Origin of the sequence: Pyruvatibacter sp. HU-CL02332 (assembly GCF_040362765.1) — a bacterium.
GTDB lineage: Bacteria > Pseudomonadota > Alphaproteobacteria > CGMCC-115125 > CGMCC-115125 > Pyruvatibacter.
On the sequence record NZ_BAABWK010000002.1, the window covers coordinates 145108 to 160004 of the forward strand.

At 58.1% G+C, this 14897-nt stretch carries 17 protein-coding genes; 14 read left to right on the forward strand and 3 right to left on the reverse strand.

Annotated elements, in window-relative coordinates; translation table 11 throughout:
- Nucleotides 1-245: 245 nt before the first annotated feature.
- Nucleotides 246-1475, forward strand: coding sequence for a 5-aminolevulinate synthase (hemA, locus tag ABXH05_RS11330; RefSeq protein ID WP_353561106.1), 1230 nt, complete (start codon nucleotides 246-248; stop codon nucleotides 1473-1475).
- 5 nt (nucleotides 1476-1480) lie between these two features.
- Nucleotides 1481-1702, forward strand: a complete 222-nt coding sequence (locus tag ABXH05_RS11335) for a DUF6898 family protein (protein WP_353561107.1) — start codon at nucleotides 1481-1483, stop codon at nucleotides 1700-1702.
- A 44-nt stretch (nucleotides 1703-1746) separates the two neighbouring features.
- Here ABXH05_RS11335 and ABXH05_RS11340 read toward each other — a convergent pair whose 3' ends face one another.
- Nucleotides 1747-2190, reverse strand: coding sequence for a Ros/MucR family transcriptional regulator (locus tag ABXH05_RS11340; protein WP_043949168.1), 444 nt, complete (start codon nucleotides 2188-2190; stop codon nucleotides 1747-1749).
- A 412-nt stretch (nucleotides 2191-2602) separates the two neighbouring features.
- On the opposite strand from ABXH05_RS11340, the gene glyA reads away from it, so the two are divergent.
- The 10 genes from glyA to ABXH05_RS11390 all read left to right on the forward strand — a co-directional run bounded on the left by glyA (nucleotide 2603) and on the right by ABXH05_RS11390 (nucleotide 12498).
- Entirely contained in the window at nucleotides 2603-3901 is a 1299-nt protein-coding gene (gene glyA / locus ABXH05_RS11345; RefSeq protein WP_353561108.1) for a serine hydroxymethyltransferase, read from the forward strand.
- A gap of 79 nt (nucleotides 3902-3980) precedes the next feature.
- The gene (nrdR, locus tag ABXH05_RS11350; RefSeq protein WP_353561109.1) at nucleotides 3981-4457 is read left to right on the forward strand and encodes a transcriptional regulator NrdR; all 477 of its coding nucleotides are present in this window, start codon (nucleotides 3981-3983) and stop codon (nucleotides 4455-4457) included.
- A 66-nt stretch (nucleotides 4458-4523) separates the two neighbouring features.
- Nucleotides 4524-5666 (forward strand): bifunctional diaminohydroxyphosphoribosylaminopyrimidine deaminase/5-amino-6-(5-phosphoribosylamino)uracil reductase RibD, encoded by a 1143-nt coding sequence (ribD, locus tag ABXH05_RS11355; RefSeq protein ID WP_353561110.1) that lies wholly within the window; start codon nucleotides 4524-4526, stop codon nucleotides 5664-5666.
- Nucleotides 5667-5685: 19 nt separating this feature from the next.
- Nucleotides 5686-6294 carry a riboflavin synthase gene (locus ABXH05_RS11360; protein WP_353561111.1) on the forward strand — a complete coding sequence of 203 codons (609 nt, stop codon included), beginning with the start codon at nucleotides 5686-5688 and terminating at the stop codon, nucleotides 6292-6294.
- 90 nt (nucleotides 6295-6384) lie between these two features.
- Nucleotides 6385-7503, forward strand: coding sequence for a 3,4-dihydroxy-2-butanone-4-phosphate synthase (ribB, locus tag ABXH05_RS11365; RefSeq protein ID WP_353561112.1), 1119 nt, complete (start codon nucleotides 6385-6387; stop codon nucleotides 7501-7503).
- A gap of 19 nt (nucleotides 7504-7522) precedes the next feature.
- On the forward strand, nucleotides 7523-7990 hold the full coding sequence (ribH, locus tag ABXH05_RS11370) for a 6,7-dimethyl-8-ribityllumazine synthase (protein WP_348140773.1): 468 nt from the start codon (nucleotides 7523-7525) through the stop codon (nucleotides 7988-7990).
- Nucleotides 7987-8475: a transcription antitermination factor NusB gene (gene nusB, locus ABXH05_RS11375; RefSeq protein WP_348140771.1), complete on the forward strand. Its 489-nt coding sequence runs from the start codon at nucleotides 7987-7989 to the stop codon at nucleotides 8473-8475. The genes ribH and nusB overlap by 4 nt, the downstream gene beginning before the upstream one ends.
- Nucleotides 8475-9470 carry a thiamine-phosphate kinase gene (thiL, locus tag ABXH05_RS11380; protein ID WP_353561113.1) on the forward strand — a complete coding sequence of 332 codons (996 nt, stop codon included), beginning with the start codon at nucleotides 8475-8477 and terminating at the stop codon, nucleotides 9468-9470. Before nusB ends, thiL begins: the two co-directional genes overlap by 1 nt.
- A gap of 71 nt (nucleotides 9471-9541) precedes the next feature.
- Entirely contained in the window at nucleotides 9542-10150 is a 609-nt protein-coding gene (locus ABXH05_RS11385; protein ID WP_353561114.1) for a class I SAM-dependent methyltransferase, read from the forward strand.
- Nucleotides 10151-10380: 230 nt separating this feature from the next.
- Nucleotides 10381-12498, forward strand: a complete 2118-nt coding sequence (locus tag ABXH05_RS11390) for a sodium-translocating pyrophosphatase (RefSeq protein WP_353561115.1) — start codon at nucleotides 10381-10383, stop codon at nucleotides 12496-12498.
- A 94-nt stretch (nucleotides 12499-12592) separates the two neighbouring features.
- On the opposite strand, the gene ABXH05_RS11395 is transcribed toward ABXH05_RS11390, so the two are convergent.
- Nucleotides 12593-13048: a GFA family protein gene (locus tag ABXH05_RS11395; RefSeq protein WP_502947736.1), complete on the reverse strand. Its 456-nt coding sequence runs from the start codon at nucleotides 13046-13048 to the stop codon at nucleotides 12593-12595.
- 3 nt (nucleotides 13049-13051) lie between these two features.
- The gene (locus tag ABXH05_RS11400; RefSeq protein ID WP_353561117.1) at nucleotides 13052-13576 is read right to left on the reverse strand and encodes an outer membrane protein assembly factor BamE; all 525 of its coding nucleotides are present in this window, start codon (nucleotides 13574-13576) and stop codon (nucleotides 13052-13054) included.
- A gap of 167 nt (nucleotides 13577-13743) precedes the next feature.
- Between ABXH05_RS11400 and ABXH05_RS11405 the strand changes: the two genes are divergently transcribed.
- Nucleotides 13744-14301, forward strand: a complete 558-nt coding sequence (locus ABXH05_RS11405) for a ubiquinol-cytochrome C chaperone family protein (protein ID WP_353561118.1) — start codon at nucleotides 13744-13746, stop codon at nucleotides 14299-14301.
- Complete coding sequence (locus ABXH05_RS11410; RefSeq protein ID WP_353561119.1) at nucleotides 14294-14857, forward strand: YceD family protein; 564 nt, start codon at nucleotides 14294-14296, stop codon at nucleotides 14855-14857. The genes ABXH05_RS11405 and ABXH05_RS11410 overlap by 8 nt, the downstream gene beginning before the upstream one ends.
- Nucleotides 14858-14897: the final 40 nt, after the last annotated feature.

Sequence of the window (14897 nt, forward strand, 5' to 3'; positions counted from 1 at the left end):
CCCCATTTTCGTGCGGCAATCCGCACTTTGCGGACTTTGGCTACGTGGCATAGATTGAAGGTCACAGATTGATCACAAGTCGCGATCCTTAGACGTGGATCAAAGACACCGGCAAAGTGGCCGGGTTAACAAAGCGTCAACCATAATCCCGTGAGAGTTGTCGCGGGAGGGGCTTTGCAACCCACCGTCCATGGATGGGGCGGGTGGTGCAAGGGCTTCTACGGGAAGACGGAGAGGGCCGGCAAATGAACCGGATTAACTATGACGACGCCTTGCAGGGTGCTTTGGACACCTTGCGTGCTGAGGGCCGCTATCGGGTTTTTGCCGAACTCGAGCGGCAGCAAGGCGCGTATCCGACGGCCAAACGCTACATAGATGGGGTCCTCGACGACACTATCACCGTGTGGTGCTCGAATGACTATCTGGGCATGGGACAACACCCCAAGGTGCTGGAAGCCATGCACACTGCTCTTGAAGTGACCGGTGCTGGATCAGGCGGCACGCGGAACATCTCCGGCACGCACCACTATCACATCGAGCTTGAGCGCGAACTCGCAGACCTTCACCAGAAGGAAGCGGCGCTGCTCTTTACGTCCGGCTATGTCGCCAATGAGGCAACGCTCTCAAGCCTTGCCCGCATTCTCAAAGGCTGTGTGATTTTCTCTGACGAAATGAACCACGCGTCGATGATTGAAGGCATTCGCCACGGTGGTGGTCCCAAGCGCATTTTCCGGCACAACGACCTTGAGCATCTCGAAGAGCTGCTGGCTGAGTCAGATCCGTCGGTTCCAAAGGTTGTTGCCTTTGAAAGCGTCTACTCCATGGACGGTGACATTGCCGACATTGGTGCGATTTGTGATCTCGCCAAAAAGTACAATGCGCTGACCTATCTTGATGAAGTGCATGCGGTTGGCCTCTATGGCCAGCGGGGCGGCGGTATCGCGGATCGGGATGATGTTCTCGACAAGGTCGATATCATCGAAGGCACGCTTGCCAAGGGCTTTGGCGTGATGGGCGGCTACATTGCGGCCTCCGCCCGTATTGTCGATGTGGTGCGCTCCTACGCGCAGAGCTTCATCTTTACGACTTCATTGTCGCCCGTACTGGCGGCAGGCGTTCTGGCCAGCGTGCGGCATCTCAAGGCCAGTAGTGCTGAGCGTGAAGCACAGCAGACACAGGCAGCTAAACTCAAAGCAGACCTGAAAGCCCGCGGGCTTCCGGTGCTGGATACGCCAAGCCACATTGTGCCGGTGATGGTGTGGGATCCTGTGGCCTGCAAAGCCATCTCGGATCGTCTTCTCGAAGCGCACAATATCTATGTACAGCCGATCAACTACCCAACCGTTCCGCGTGGCACTGAGCGCCTGCGGTTCACGCCCGGGCCGTTCCATGACGATGGCAAGATTGCTGCTTTGGTGGATGCGCTGGACCAGGTGTTCAGCGAGTTCAAGATTGATCGCAGTCGGGCGGCCTAATCCCCATGGTGGGCTCACGCAAACCGTCCGGGACTGCGTCAGCTGATCGGGTCTATTTTGAGTTTGTGCCGCGTGGGGCCTACGTGAAGGTGAGCGCCGTTCATGAAGGGACGGGAACCGAGGTCTCGATTGTTGGAGATGCCCGCGTTACCGAGGCTGATCTCAAACGCATCGCATTGCGCAAGCTTGAGAAAGCTCTTGCAGACCTTCCAAAAAAAAGGCGCTGACCTGAAGGGCAGCGCCTTTTGTTCTTTCGGACCAGACAGAAAGGCTACCGCCCTCCGCGGCCGCCTCGGCCACCGGTGCCAAGTCCAATATCCTTGGCGAACTGTGAACGCTGCTTGGAGTAATTGGGGGCAACCATCGGATAGTCGGCGGGCAGGTTCCATTTGGAGCGGTAGTCGTCCGGTGACATGCCGTAGTGGGACCGCAAGTAGCGCTTGAGCATTTTGAGGCGCTTACCGTCTTCCAGGCACACGATGTAATCGGGCGTGACGGACCGCTTGATGGGAACAGCGGGTTTCTGCTTTTCAGCGGGCGGTGTGGCGTCTGCGCCTGCAGCGCCACCAAGCGCACCGTGAACAGCACGAATTAACTCTGGCAATTCGGCTGGTGAAAGCTCGTTGTTGCTTACATAAGCGGCAATAACGTCTGCTGTCAGGCGTACGACTTCTTCGCGATCAATGGCGTCCAAGTCTTTGTCAAAGTCGCTCATTCCTAGCCTCCGGTTGGGCACTGTTATTTCAACTATTTCCTGCATATAGATGTCTAGGTGTGAGATAGCAATTCAACAGTCGCAAATAAAGGTCACGGAACATTGTATTGTCAAAATTAGCCCGCAGTAGTCGTGTCTGGTTGTGTTTAATTCAACTCATTACACCTATGCCGACTATTTCGAGATCGAATTTCTGACCTTCAATTGGCACTCTCCCCAGCACCATGCTCCACCTATGTGATAGGTACACGGGAAGAGGCGGGACGTGCGCAAGGCTGGTTTTCGGGCCGCCGACTTGCTTGCTGGCAGCAACCGGATTACCTCCTCCTGCACAGGCCTTTAGCGAGTCTTTGATGGCCTGACGTACCGCTCAACAAAATGCCACTGCAGCACCCGATATCGAGGAATGCCCATGTCACTTCAAGACGCTGATAACACGGCAAATGATGGTTTCTTCAGCCGGTCCTTGGCCGAGACAGACCCGGACGTTTTTGCCTCCGTCGGTCGTGAGCTGGGTCGGCAGCAAACGCAGATTGAGCTGATTGCGTCCGAGAACATCGTCAGCCGCGCTGTCCTTGAAGCGCAGGGCTCGGTCCTGACCAACAAATACGCTGAAGGCTATCCGGGGCGCCGCTACTATGGCGGCTGCGAATTTGTGGACGAAGTTGAAGTGCTGGCGATTGAGCGCGCCAAGCGTTTGTTCAATTGCGAGTTCGCCAATGTGCAGCCCAACTCTGGCAGTCAGGCCAACCAGGGCGCCATGATGGCGATGATAAAGCCCGGCGATACCATTTTGGGCATGAGCCTGGATGCGGGCGGTCACCTGACCCATGGCGCAAAGCCGAACCAGTCAGGCAAGTGGTTCAACCCTGTGCAGTACGGCGTTCGCAAGCAGGACGGTCACATTGACTATGACGAGGTGGCAAAGCTCGCGCAGGAACATAAGCCCAAGCTGATTATTGCAGGTGGTTCTGCCTATTCTCCGGTCATCGACTTTGCCAAGTTCCGTGAAATAGCGGACAGCGTTGATGCCTTCTTGATGGTCGACATGGCGCACTTTGCAGGTCTGGTGGCCGGCGGTGTCTATCCCAGCCCGCTGCCCTATGCAGATGTCTGCACCACCACCACCCACAAGACGCTTCGTGGCCCTCGCGGCGGCATGATCCTCACCAATGACGAAAAGCTGGCCAAGAAGATCAACTCAGCGATCTTCCCCGGTATCCAAGGCGGCCCGCTGATGCATGTGATTGCGGGCAAGGCGGTTGCCTTTGGTGAAGCCCTGCAGCCCAGCTTCAAGATCTACGCGCAGAACGTTGTCGAGAATGCGCGCGCGCTGTCTGCGGCCCTCCAAAAGGGCGGTGTGGACATTGTGTCCGGCGGCACCGACAGCCACCTGATGCTGGTGGATCTGCGCCCCAAGAACCTCACCGGCAAGGCAGCTGAGCATTCCCTCGAAAATGCGCACATCACCTGCAACAAGAATGGCGTCCCGTTTGACCCAGCCCCTCCGGCCATTACGTCCGGGGTTCGCCTGGGAACACCGGCCGGCACAACACGCGGCTTTGGCGTTGCCGAGTTCTCGCTCGTTGGAGACCTCATCACCGAAGTTCTGGATGGTCTCGTGGCCAATCCTGAGGACAACGGGGCTGTTGAAGCATCCGTCAAAGAGCGGGTCCTCGAATTGTGTGCACGTTTCCCAATTTACGGGTAAACAGAGACCCGGGCTTGATTCAGGCCTCTGCCTATATTGAGCCTATCGTCGAAGTCCGGTTTTCTGGGGATATTGGGACATGCGCTGCCCATTTTGCGGCAATGAAGACACGCAGGTTAAGGACTCACGGCCAACAGAAGATGCGGCCGCGATCCGTCGGCGTCGGTTCTGTCCGGCCTGTGGTGCCCGCTTTACAACTTTTGAACGCGTCCAGCTTCGTGATCTGACGGTCGTCAAGCGGAACGGCAAGCGGGAACCGTTTGACCGGGACAAGCTGATGCGGTCACTGCAAATATCCTTGCGCAAACGTCCGGTTGAGCCAGAACGGGTGGAGCGTATGGTGTCTGGGATCGTGCGTGAGCTCGAGAGTACCGGCGAATCCGACATTCCGGCCTCGATGGTTGGTGAACTGATGATGGAACGCCTGAAGCTGCTTGATGAAGTGGCCTATGTGCGGTTTGCATCGGTGTACCGGAATTTCCGGGAAGCCAAAGACTTTGAAAATTTCCTCGGTGGCCTCGGCGACGGTGAGGACGAAAACGGCGACGAAGACTAACAGCGCATTCTCGATGCCGCATGGTGCGGCCCGGCAGTGCGCACAAGCACAAGACCGGAGATGAGGGTGGATCTATCCCCCAAGGAACAGGCGGCGGCGGACATACGGTTTATGCGTATGGCGCTTGTGCTTGCGCGTCGCGGTCTTGGCCAGGTGGCTCCCAATCCATCTGTCGGCTGTGTGCTTGTTGATACGTCCGGTGATGTTCCCATGGTCGTTGGCCGTGGATGGACGCAACCAGGCGGGCGTCCCCATGCAGAGACACAGGCCATCGGTCGGGCAGGCGCAAGAGCGCGTGGCACAACGGCCTATGTCACGCTTGAACCATGTGCCCACACCGGCAAGACGGGCCCCTGTGCGCAGGCGCTTATTGATGCCGGCATTTCCCGTGCTGTTGTGGCGTGTACGGATGATGACCCTCGGGTGAATGGTCAGGGCGTCGCCATGCTCAAGGCGGGCGGCATTTCGGTGACGGAAGGCGTGCTTGAGGAGGAGGCCAGGGACGCCAATTCCGGGTTCACCTGCCGGGTCACCAAAAACCGTCCTGAAGTTCTGTTGAAAATTGCCTCAACGCTGGACGGTAAGATTGCGACCCATACCGGCAAGAGCCATTGGATCACCGGTGAAATGGCGCGCGAGCGGACCCACCTCATGCGGGCACAGGCCGACGCCATCATGATTGGCAGCGCAACGGCCATTGTTGATGACCCGCAGCTGACATGTCGGCTGCCCGGGCTCTCTGGCCGGTCGCCCATTCGCGTGATCGCGGATGGACGTCTCAGACTTCCCCTGACATCAAAGCTTGTACGCACCGCTTCTGATACGCCGGTCATTCTTCTGACACGTGAGGACGCTGACAAGGATCGTGCTGAGGCCTTTGAAGAGCAGGGTATTGAGCTGGTCCGAGTGCCCCTTGGCCCGGACAATCAGATGAACATGAGCGCGGCTTTGACGCTGCTGGCTGAACGCGGCATCACGCGGGTGATGGTGGAGGGCGGCGCCCGCCTTGCTGCCAGTCTGTTGCGCGACAATCTGATTGACCGCATCGAGTGGTTTCAGGCGCCAAAGATTATTGGCGACGACGGCTATTCTGCTGTCGCCGGGCTCGGGCTTGATGACATTGACCTTGATGCTGGCTTCGAGCGTCAGGCGGTCACTGCCTTGGGCGAGGACGTGCTGACTAGCCTGCGCGTCCGTCACGACATTTAGCGAAACACGAGAGATACACATGTTTACCGGCATCATTACCGACATCGGCAAAGTTACTGAGATCGAAGAACGCGGCGACACCCGCTTTCGGATCGCCACCATCTATGAGGCGGACGGCATTGACCTTGGAGCATCCATTGCCTGCTCCGGTGCCTGCCTGACGGTGATCGAGAAGGGCCGGGTGGATGACAAGACCTTCTGGTTTGATGTTGAGGCCTCCGGCGAGACCCTCAATCTGACCAAGCTGGGTTCCTGGAAGGAAGGGACGCGGATCAACCTTGAGCGCGCCCTCAAGGCGGGTGACGAGTTGGGCGGCCACATTGTAAGCGGTCATGTTGATGGCGTTGGCAGCCTGGTGAGCCAGAAACCCGAAGGCGACAGCTGGCGGCTGACCTTCAAGGCACCTGCGGATCTCATGCCTTATATCGCCTCAAAAGGCTCGATCACTATCGATGGCATCTCGCTGACAGTGAATGAAGTGGGGCAGGACACCTTCGGCGTGAACATCATTCCCCACACCCAAACACAGACGACACTGGGCGATCTTAAGGATGGTGACCCGGTAAATCTGGAAATTGACATGCTGGCGCGCTATGTCGCTCGCCAGATAGAGTTTGCAGGCCAGTAGAATTTAGTCGGACGTTTGGGCAAAACACCGCCTAACCCCAATAGAAACACAAGAAATCCAAGCGGCCGAACGGCCTGGCAAGGAGCACGTATGAGCGAGTTTTCCGAATTCCTGTCCCCGATCGAGGATGTCATCGAAGACGCCCGTAATGGCAAGATGTTCATTCTGGTGGATGCGGAGGATCGCGAGAACGAAGGCGATCTGGTGATCCCGGCGCAGATGGCGACCCCGGATGCGATCAACTTCATGGCCAAATATGGTCGTGGCCTGATCTGCCTTTCGATGACGGAAGAGCGGTCCGAGCAGCTCAATCTGCATTTGATGTCGTCGCACAATCAGTCGAGGCACCAGACGGCTTTCACGATTTCCATCGAGGCGCGCGAAGGCGTCACCACCGGCATCTCGGCCCATGACCGTGCCCTCACGATCGCGGTCGCTGTTGATCCCACCAAGAACTACACAGATATCGCGACGCCGGGGCACGTGTTTCCTCTGGTCGCCAAAGAGGGTGGCGTGCTTGTTCGCGCGGGCCACACCGAAGCTGCCGTTGATGTTTCGCGCCTGGCCGGTTTGAACCCGGCTGGTGTGATCTGCGAGATCATGAACGATGACGGCACCATGGCACGTCTGCCGGATCTCATTCAGTTCTCACAGCTGCATAATCTCAAGGTCGCGACCATCGCAGACCTGATTGCCTATCGCCGCAAGCATGACAATTTCATGCAGCGCGCCGTTGACCGGACATTTGAAACGGAAAACGCTGGCGAGTTCCAGATGATCGTCTACAAGAATAATGTTCAGTATTCTGAGCATATTGCTCTTGTGAAGGGCGACATCAGCACGCCTGATCCCGTGCTTGTGCGTATGCACGCCATCAATGTGTTTGATGACATTCTGGGCGCCAAGGGCGGCCGGTCGCATCTCATTGAAGAATCCATGAAGGCCATCGAAAAAGAGGGCCGCGGCGTTATCGTCATCATTCGCGATACGGACGCGACCATCGTGTCGGACATGCTGCTGACCGATGAAGAAACCCGGTCGCAGCAGGGGCCACGTCGCCTGCGCGAATACGGGGTTGGCGCGCAGATCCTTCTCGATCTTGGTATCCGCAAGATGGAACTCCTTTCAAATTCACCCAATCCCACCATTGTCGGTATCGACGGGTACGGCCTTGAGGTTGTCGGCATGCGTCCGATCACCAAGAGCTGATCCAGATAAAAGAAAAACCATGAGTAAGAAAAACCCACATATTCTGATTATCGAAGCCCGCTTTTATCCCGAGCTCACGGATGAAATGGCGCGCGGTGCCATTGCAGAAATTGAAGCTGCCGGCGGCACCTATGAGCGCATGGAAGTTCCCGGCGTTCTGGAGATCCCGGCGGCTGTGGTTTACGCGCTTCGGGCCATGAAGGTGACCGGTGGCCAGACGTCCTATGATGGCTTTGTGACCCTTGGCTGTGTCATACGTGGCGAAACAGCGCATTTTGATATTGTTGCATTTGAAAGCGCACGGGCGCTTATGGACCTGAGCGTCGAGCACGCGCTGGCCCTGGGCAACGGTATTCAGACTGTTGAGAACGAAGATCAGGCCTGGGCGCGGGCCAAGGTAGACGACAAGAACAAGGGTGGCGGCGCTGCTGCTGCCACATTGGCGATGATCGCCCACAAACGCGCCATGAAGGTGGATGGACTTTGAGCAAGAAGCCCGCACGACAACAGCCCCACGAAGCCCGCAGCAATTCGCGGTTGGCGGCTGTGCAGGCGCTCTACCAGATGGACATCGGCAGTGCTGACATCGGCGACGTGATCGCCGAGTTTCGCGCCGCCCGTCTTGGCCGCACCTATGACGGTGAAACTGCAGAAGAACTGAACGACGACAATCCGGCTGACGCGGACTTTTTTGAATCCATCGTCCGCGGTGTCGTGGAGAAGCAGGCGGAACTTGATCCGGCCATTGACAAGGCACTGGCATCAGGTTGGCGGCTGCCTCGGCTGGACGCCACGTTGCGCGCGACGCTTCGGGCCGGAACCTTTGAAATCTACGGGCGCTCCGACGTACCGCCCAAGGCGGTCATCAATGAATATGTGGGCGTGGCCCGCGCCTTCTTTGATGGGGACGAGCCAAAGGTCGTCAATGCGGTGCTGGACCGTCTGGCCCGCGAGCTGCTGGGTGATGTCTAGTGGCAAAGCAGGACGGCAGCTCTGAAACAGAGTTTGACTTGATTGCCCGCCTGTTTGCCCCCTTGTCCGACAGCAGCCACGGCCTGAACCTGACAGATGATGTCGGGCTTGTTCCTGATACGGATGGTCGAAGCTGCATCACCAGCGACATGATTGTTGCCGGCGTACACTTTCTTGCTGATGACCCTGCAGACCAGATTGCCCAGAAGCTTGTGCGGGTGAACGTATCCGACCTTGCAGCCAAAGGTGCACAGCCGGTCGGCTGTCTTCTGTCAGCGGCCTTCAACCAGCAGCGGGATGTCGCGTGGCTTGAGGCGTTTACAAAAGGGCTGGCTGAGGATCTTGCAGCCTATGGTCTTGTTCTCATCGGCGGAGACACGGTCAGGACACCGGGCCCCGACACCTTTTCTTTGACCGCTATCGGAAGGCTGGGCGAGGGGGGCATGGTAACCCGTGCTGGGGCCAAGGCAGGTGACGGTCTTTATGTCACCGGCACCATTGGAGACGCCGGACTTGGTCTCAGGATATTGCGGGAAGAATTGGGAGCGGTTGCCCTTGGGACCCGCACGCGCCTTGAAGGACGCTATCGTCTGCCACAGCCAAGGGTCGATTTTGGTCGCAAGCTTTCGGGCTTTGCCTCCGCCTCCTTGGACGTATCGGATGGTCTGATTGCGGACGCCGGCCATATGGCTGAAGCCTCAGGTCTGGCCGCGCGCATCGATTTTGATCGGGTGCCGCTGTCGTCCTCGGCAGCCCGGGTTGTGAAAAAGGACAGATCGTTGCATCTGTCGCTTCTGGGCGCGGGCGACGACTATGAAATCCTGTTCGCTGCATCGCCTGATGCAGCAGAGGCGATTGCAGAGGCCTCCGGTGATACCGAAACGCCTGTGACCCGGATCGGTGAACTGGCAGCAGGCAAGGTCGGTGAAGTCAGCGTTGTTGATACCCAAGGTGACACCCTCGATGTCCCGAAGTCCGGCTATCGACATTTCTAAGCGCCGCTAAGGTTCTTATTCCTCTCCGAATCGCCCACGCTTTGATGTCCACACACATCGAGGAAACCGAGATGTCGATCGAGGTAATTGAGGGATATGAGGCATCCGCTGCCGAGCTGATCCCGCGATATGAGTCCATCCCGACCGATACTGTGCTTGGTCCCATCCTTGATGCGTTGCCCGGTACCCCGTGCCGTGTGCTGGACGTGGGGGCGGGGGCTGGTCGAAACCCTGCCTGGTTTGCGGAGCAGGGGCATGCGGTCACGGCATGTGAACCGGTCGATGCCTTTCGAGAGGCCGCGTCTCATAAGTATGCCGATGCAGGGATCAGATGGCTGGACGCCGCCTTGCCCGGTCTTGAGGCAGCTGTGTCCCTAGGGGAAACCTATGATTTTGTGCTTCTGAGTGCCGTCTGGCAGCACATAGAATTACCCAGACGCGCTGCGGCAATGGCCACATTGAGGTCTGTGATGGCGCACAAGGCAACGCTGGCAATGTCTGTGAGGCATGGGCCCGGTGCTGCTGGCCGGCCAGTCTTCGGTGGGACCGATAAAGAGACACAGGCGCTGGCACATGACTGTGGGCTCACCGTGCGCTTTACCCGGCACACAGCCTCCATTCAGGCCGCCAACAAGGCTGCTGGGGTGACCTGGTCGTGGATGGTGTTTGACGCTCCCTGACAGCCCTGTAAGTGCCCTGTTCCCGCGGTTTCCATGCGGCCTGCCGGACAGTTAACGCGGTTGCCTTGACCGGGGACCTTTGGCATTGTGGCGCCATCAATCGCGGGGGAGGGGTTGGTTGCGCCGGATGCGGTCCGGCACGGCCTTAACAGGGCTTCACCCGTCGAAATACAAACCAATAGATTGGCTGCCGGCCCTCCGGCAGACCTAGTCAGGGGAAATTTCCGAAAATGAGTACAACCATGATGGCCATTCTGGCCGCGGGCGTTCTTTCGCTCGTCTATGGCGCGTGGGCAATTCGCTCCGTGCTGGCGGCGAGCCCGGGCAATGCGCGCATGCAGGAAATCGCAAGCGCTATTCAGGAAGGTGCTTCTGCCTACCTCAATCGCCAGTACACCACGATCGGCCTTGTCGGGGTGGTGATCTTTGCAATCGTCTGGGCGCTGCTGGGCATGCTGACCGCAATCGGTTTTGCGGCTGGTGCCATTCTGTCAGGCCTTGCCGGTTACATCGGCATGGTCGTGTCCGTGCGCGCCAATGTGCGCACGACGCAGGCCTCATCTGAAAGCCTTGCTGCTGGCCTCGACATTGCGTTCAAGTCCGGTGCTGTTACAGGCATGCTGGTGGCTGGTCTCGCCCTGCTGGGTGTGGCTGTCTACTACACAGTCCTCACAGACACGCTGGGCCACGCGGCCAATTCCCGTCAGGTGATTGATGCGCTGGTGGCTCTTGGCTTCGGTGCGTCGCTCATTTCAATCTTTGCGCGTCTTGGCGGCGGTATCTTCACCAAGGGTGCGGATGTGGGCGGTGACCTTGTGGGTAAGGTTGAAGCCGGTATTCCGGAAGATGACCCCCGTAACCCTGCGACCATCGCTGATAACGTTGGCGACAACGTGGGCGACTGCGCGGGCATGGCGGCTGACCTGTTCGAAACCTATGCGGTGACGATCGTGGCCACCATGGTTCTGGCCTCCATCTTCTTTGTCGGTGCTGCCGGCGAAGCCATGATGATCTATCCGCTGGTTATTGGTGCGACCTGCATCGTGACCTCGATCATCGGCACGTTCTTCGTGCGTCTCGGCTCGAACGGTTCCATCATGGGTGCGCTGTACAAGGGCTTCATCGCCTCAGCCGTTCTGTCGCTGATCGCCTTGTACTTCACGACCGACTACGTGGTTGGTCTTGAAACGACCTACACCCTGGCGAGCGGTCTGGCCTTCACAGGCATGGACCTCTATCTCTGCGGCATTTTGGGTCTGGTCATTACCGGCCTCATCATCTGGATCACCGAGTACTACACAGGCACCAACTACCGTCCTGTGCAGTCTGTGGCGGCGGCTTCCAACTCCGGTCACGGCACAAACGTGATCCAGGGTCTGGCTGTCTCGCTTGAAGCAACGGCGCTTCCGGCTCTTGTCATCGTTGCGGGCATCGTTGCCACGTTCAACCTGGCGGGTCTGTTCGGCATTGCAATTGCGGTGTCAACAATGCTGGCTCTTGCAGGCATGGTTGTGGCGCTCGATGCGTTTGGTCCGGTGACGGACAATGCTGGTGGTATCGCTGAAATGGCCGAGCTGGACGAAAGCGTCCGCAAGACCACTGATGCGCTTGATGCTGTTGGCAACACCACAAAGGCTGTGACCAAGGGCTATGCCATTGGCTCTGCGGGTCTGGGTGCGCTGGTGCTGTTTGCGGCTTACACGGAGGACCTCAAGTTCTTCGCGGCAAGCCCTGAGCTCTATCCGTACTTTGCCGGCATCAATGTCGACTTCTCGCTGTCCAACCCATATGTCGTGGTTGGCCTGCTGGTTGGCGGCATGCTGCCTTACCTCTTCGGTGCCATGGGCATGATGGCTGTGGGTCGCTCCGCGGCTGCCATCGTTGAAGAAGTTCGGCGTCAGTTCAAAGCCAAGCCAGGCATCATGCAGGGCACGGAGAAGCCGGACTACGGCCAGGCCGTTGACCTGCTGACCAAGGCGGCCATCCGCGAGATGATCGTCCCGTCGATGCTGCCGGTGCTGTCACCTGTTGTCCTGTTCTTCGTGATCTCGGCTGTGGCTGACAAGTCCGCTGCATTCTCAGCACTTGGTGCGATGCTGCTGGGCGTTATCGTGACAGGTCTCTTCGTGGCCATCTCCATGACTGCCGGTGGCGGTGCATGGGACAACGCCAAGAAGGTGATTGAAGACGGTGCCCATGGCGGCAAGGGCTCAGACGCCCATAAGGCTGCTGTGACAGGCGACACTGTTGGTGATCCTTACAAGGACACTGCTGGTCCGGCTGTGAACCCGATGATCAAGATCACGAACATCGTGGCTCTGCTGCTACTGGCCGTTCTGGCTCACTAAGCGTCAGACCATCCAAGACAAAGAAGGCGGCGTCCCATGTCGGGGCGCCGCCTTTTTCTTTGCCTGTTTCCAGGTTGCAATTGGCATTTCGGCCTCAGTCCTGCCGTGCCGCATAGGCTTGAATGATCGCGGTATAATCGTCCAACTCCGGAAATTTCTCAAAGCTGTGCGGGGTTTCAAGCTTTACCCAGTCGAGCTTTTCACTGGTGTAGCTCTCAACATAGGGCTCTGTGCCGGATGTGTCGTCCAGCATCGGAGAGCGCACATTGATGAAGGCGCCATCCATAACTCGGGTGAATACCCAGCTCATGCAGTTGGGACAGAACATGTGGTCGATTTCGTCGCCCTTGAGACCGCCGACAACGGGCTGGCCCTTGGTGACCTCAAAGGCGTCACCGGCAACCATGGCGCTGAGCGAGTAGGGGCCGCCGGTCATCTTCTGACACCCGGTGCAATGGCAGGCCATCGTGATCATCGGCGGCCACGGTATCCGGAAGCGAAGCTGTCCACATCGACAGCCTCCTTCGCGGATATGAGCACTATCAGCCAAAGATTAGAGACCCGGTGTGGGGTCGGCGCGCGTTGCACCGCCAAAGCGACCGAGGTTGCCGAACATCTGCTGCAGGAACGTCAGTTCCTTGCCGCGGGTTGGCGTTTCCTGGTTGATGAAATTCACGATCTTGCCGTCTTCGAGGCCGTAATAGCCGAGCTGTTTGACGTTCTCGTTTTCATCGAAATAGACCGCCACGATTTCACGATCGACGGCTTCTTCGCGATAGAACATCAGCTGTTCATGGATGCTTGAGATGTAATACCAGGAGTCGCCTTCCACGGTGGACACAGTGGAGGGTGAGCCAAAACTGGTGAGCACGCTGTCTTTATTGTCGATGCCAACCCGGATTTCGGAGATCAGGTCTTCGTTTGGCACGTACCCGCGCTGGGTGACGGTTGGCACGCATGCCGCCAGACCCGCGGCCAGCACAACGGCCAAAGCGGACCCCTTAAGGATTTTGCGGGTAAAGATTTTGTCGGTGCCTGCGCCCATGAGCCACAGTGAAATTGGGGAATGCGTGCGCACTTTACTCTCCGTAGATGGCGGGCGCTGAGACAAAAATCGGCGATATCGTCCAACGCACCAAATCATATGCCAATTCATGAAGAGCGAGGGCCTTCTTGGCAAGAGGGTCATTTGGGCTTAATGCAGGCAGCGCCTTCACATGTTGGAGTGCACCAGAGAGGACGACCATGGTTTTAGACCGCATCCTGGCCCCATTCCGGGCCAACAAGAGCCATCAACCGGTGCTGGAGGCGCTGTACACCTCCATCATGACGCAATCGCGTGACCCGCATTTCTATGCGGCTCTGGGGGTGCCAGACAGCGTCGATGGGCGGTTCGATATGCTCGTGATGCACTGCTATCTCGTCGTGGCGCGGCTTCGTGATGGAGATGAGGCGGCGGGAGACCTGTCCCAGGAGCTTTTCGACCACATGTTCCGTGACATGGACCATGCCCTTCGGGAGCTGGGTGTTGGAGACATGGGTATCAGCAAGCGCATTCAGAAGATGGCCGCCAAATTCTATGGGCGCGGCGAGGCTTATGATGAGGCTCTGGCCCAACCCAATGACGTGGCGCTGATTGAGGCGATTGACCGGAACGTTTTTGCTGACGCAACTGCGGATCCCGGCAGCCTGGCGACGCTGGCGTCCTATCTGCGCGCAGCTCAAGCGTCGCTGGCGTCACAGTCGATTGATGCCATCGGTGACGGGCGCGTTGAATTTCCCAAGGTGAATGCAAATGGCTGACGCTGGTTCTGATGAGACCCACGTACCCGAGTACTCCTATGTTGTGGATGTGGCTTCCCTCCCTGCAACCGGCATAGAGAGGCCCATCCGGCCGTCGGACGCTGAGATGGCTGCCGTTGCGGAGCGTCTCGGTTTGCAGGCCATTGAGCGTTTTGACATTCGCATTGCAGTGCGTCCCTGGCGGGGGTCCGGCGCGCGTATGACCGCGTCGTTCGAAGCTGACGTGGTGCAGACATGCGTTGTCACTCTGGAGCCTGTGCCCGCAACGGTGCGAGACGAGTTTGAAGTGAAGTTCCTGCCGGCAAAGATGATCGATGACCCCAAGCCGGGTCAGGAGATTGATGTGTCGCCGGATGAAGACGCGCCGGAGCCATTGGGCGGGGAGACCGGCACAAGTTTTGATGCGGGCGACGTGACCGTTCAGTATCTGTCGCTTGCCCTTGATCCTTATCCGCGAAAGGCAGATGCGGCGATTCCCGAAGAGGCGACGACACCTGAGGAACCGTCACCATTCGCGGCGCTGGCTGCATTAAAGCCCAACGGCAAAGATCAATAAAAACAAATAGTTAGTGTCAAGGTTGAGTTGCTGCGGCGTT

Bases quoted from the DNA above. Each gene is read 5' to 3' on its own strand.
- hemA (WP_353561106.1), top strand. From the start codon at position 246: ATGAACCGGATTAACTATGACGACGCCTTGCAGGGTGCTTTGGACACC.
- ABXH05_RS11335 (WP_353561107.1), top strand. From the start codon at position 1,481: ATGGTGGGCTCACGCAAACCGTCCGGGACTGCGTCAGCTGATCGGGTC.
- ABXH05_RS11340 (WP_043949168.1), bottom strand. From the start codon at position 2,190: ATGAGCGACTTTGACAAAGACTTGGACGCCATTGATCGCGAAGAAGTC.
- glyA (WP_353561108.1), top strand. From the start codon at position 2,603: ATGTCACTTCAAGACGCTGATAACACGGCAAATGATGGTTTCTTCAGC.
- nrdR (WP_353561109.1), top strand. From the start codon at position 3,981: ATGCGCTGCCCATTTTGCGGCAATGAAGACACGCAGGTTAAGGACTCA.
- ABXH05_RS11360 (WP_353561111.1), top strand. From the start codon at position 5,686: ATGTTTACCGGCATCATTACCGACATCGGCAAAGTTACTGAGATCGAA.
- ribB (WP_353561112.1), top strand. From the start codon at position 6,385: ATGAGCGAGTTTTCCGAATTCCTGTCCCCGATCGAGGATGTCATCGAA.
- ribH (WP_348140773.1), top strand. From the start codon at position 7,523: ATGAGTAAGAAAAACCCACATATTCTGATTATCGAAGCCCGCTTTTAT.
- ABXH05_RS11385 (WP_353561114.1), top strand. From the start codon at position 9,542: ATGTCGATCGAGGTAATTGAGGGATATGAGGCATCCGCTGCCGAGCTG.
- ABXH05_RS11390 (WP_353561115.1), top strand. From the start codon at position 10,381: ATGAGTACAACCATGATGGCCATTCTGGCCGCGGGCGTTCTTTCGCTC.
- ABXH05_RS11405 (WP_353561118.1), top strand. From the start codon at position 13,744: ATGGTTTTAGACCGCATCCTGGCCCCATTCCGGGCCAACAAGAGCCAT.
- ABXH05_RS11410 (WP_353561119.1), top strand. From the start codon at position 14,294: ATGGCTGACGCTGGTTCTGATGAGACCCACGTACCCGAGTACTCCTAT.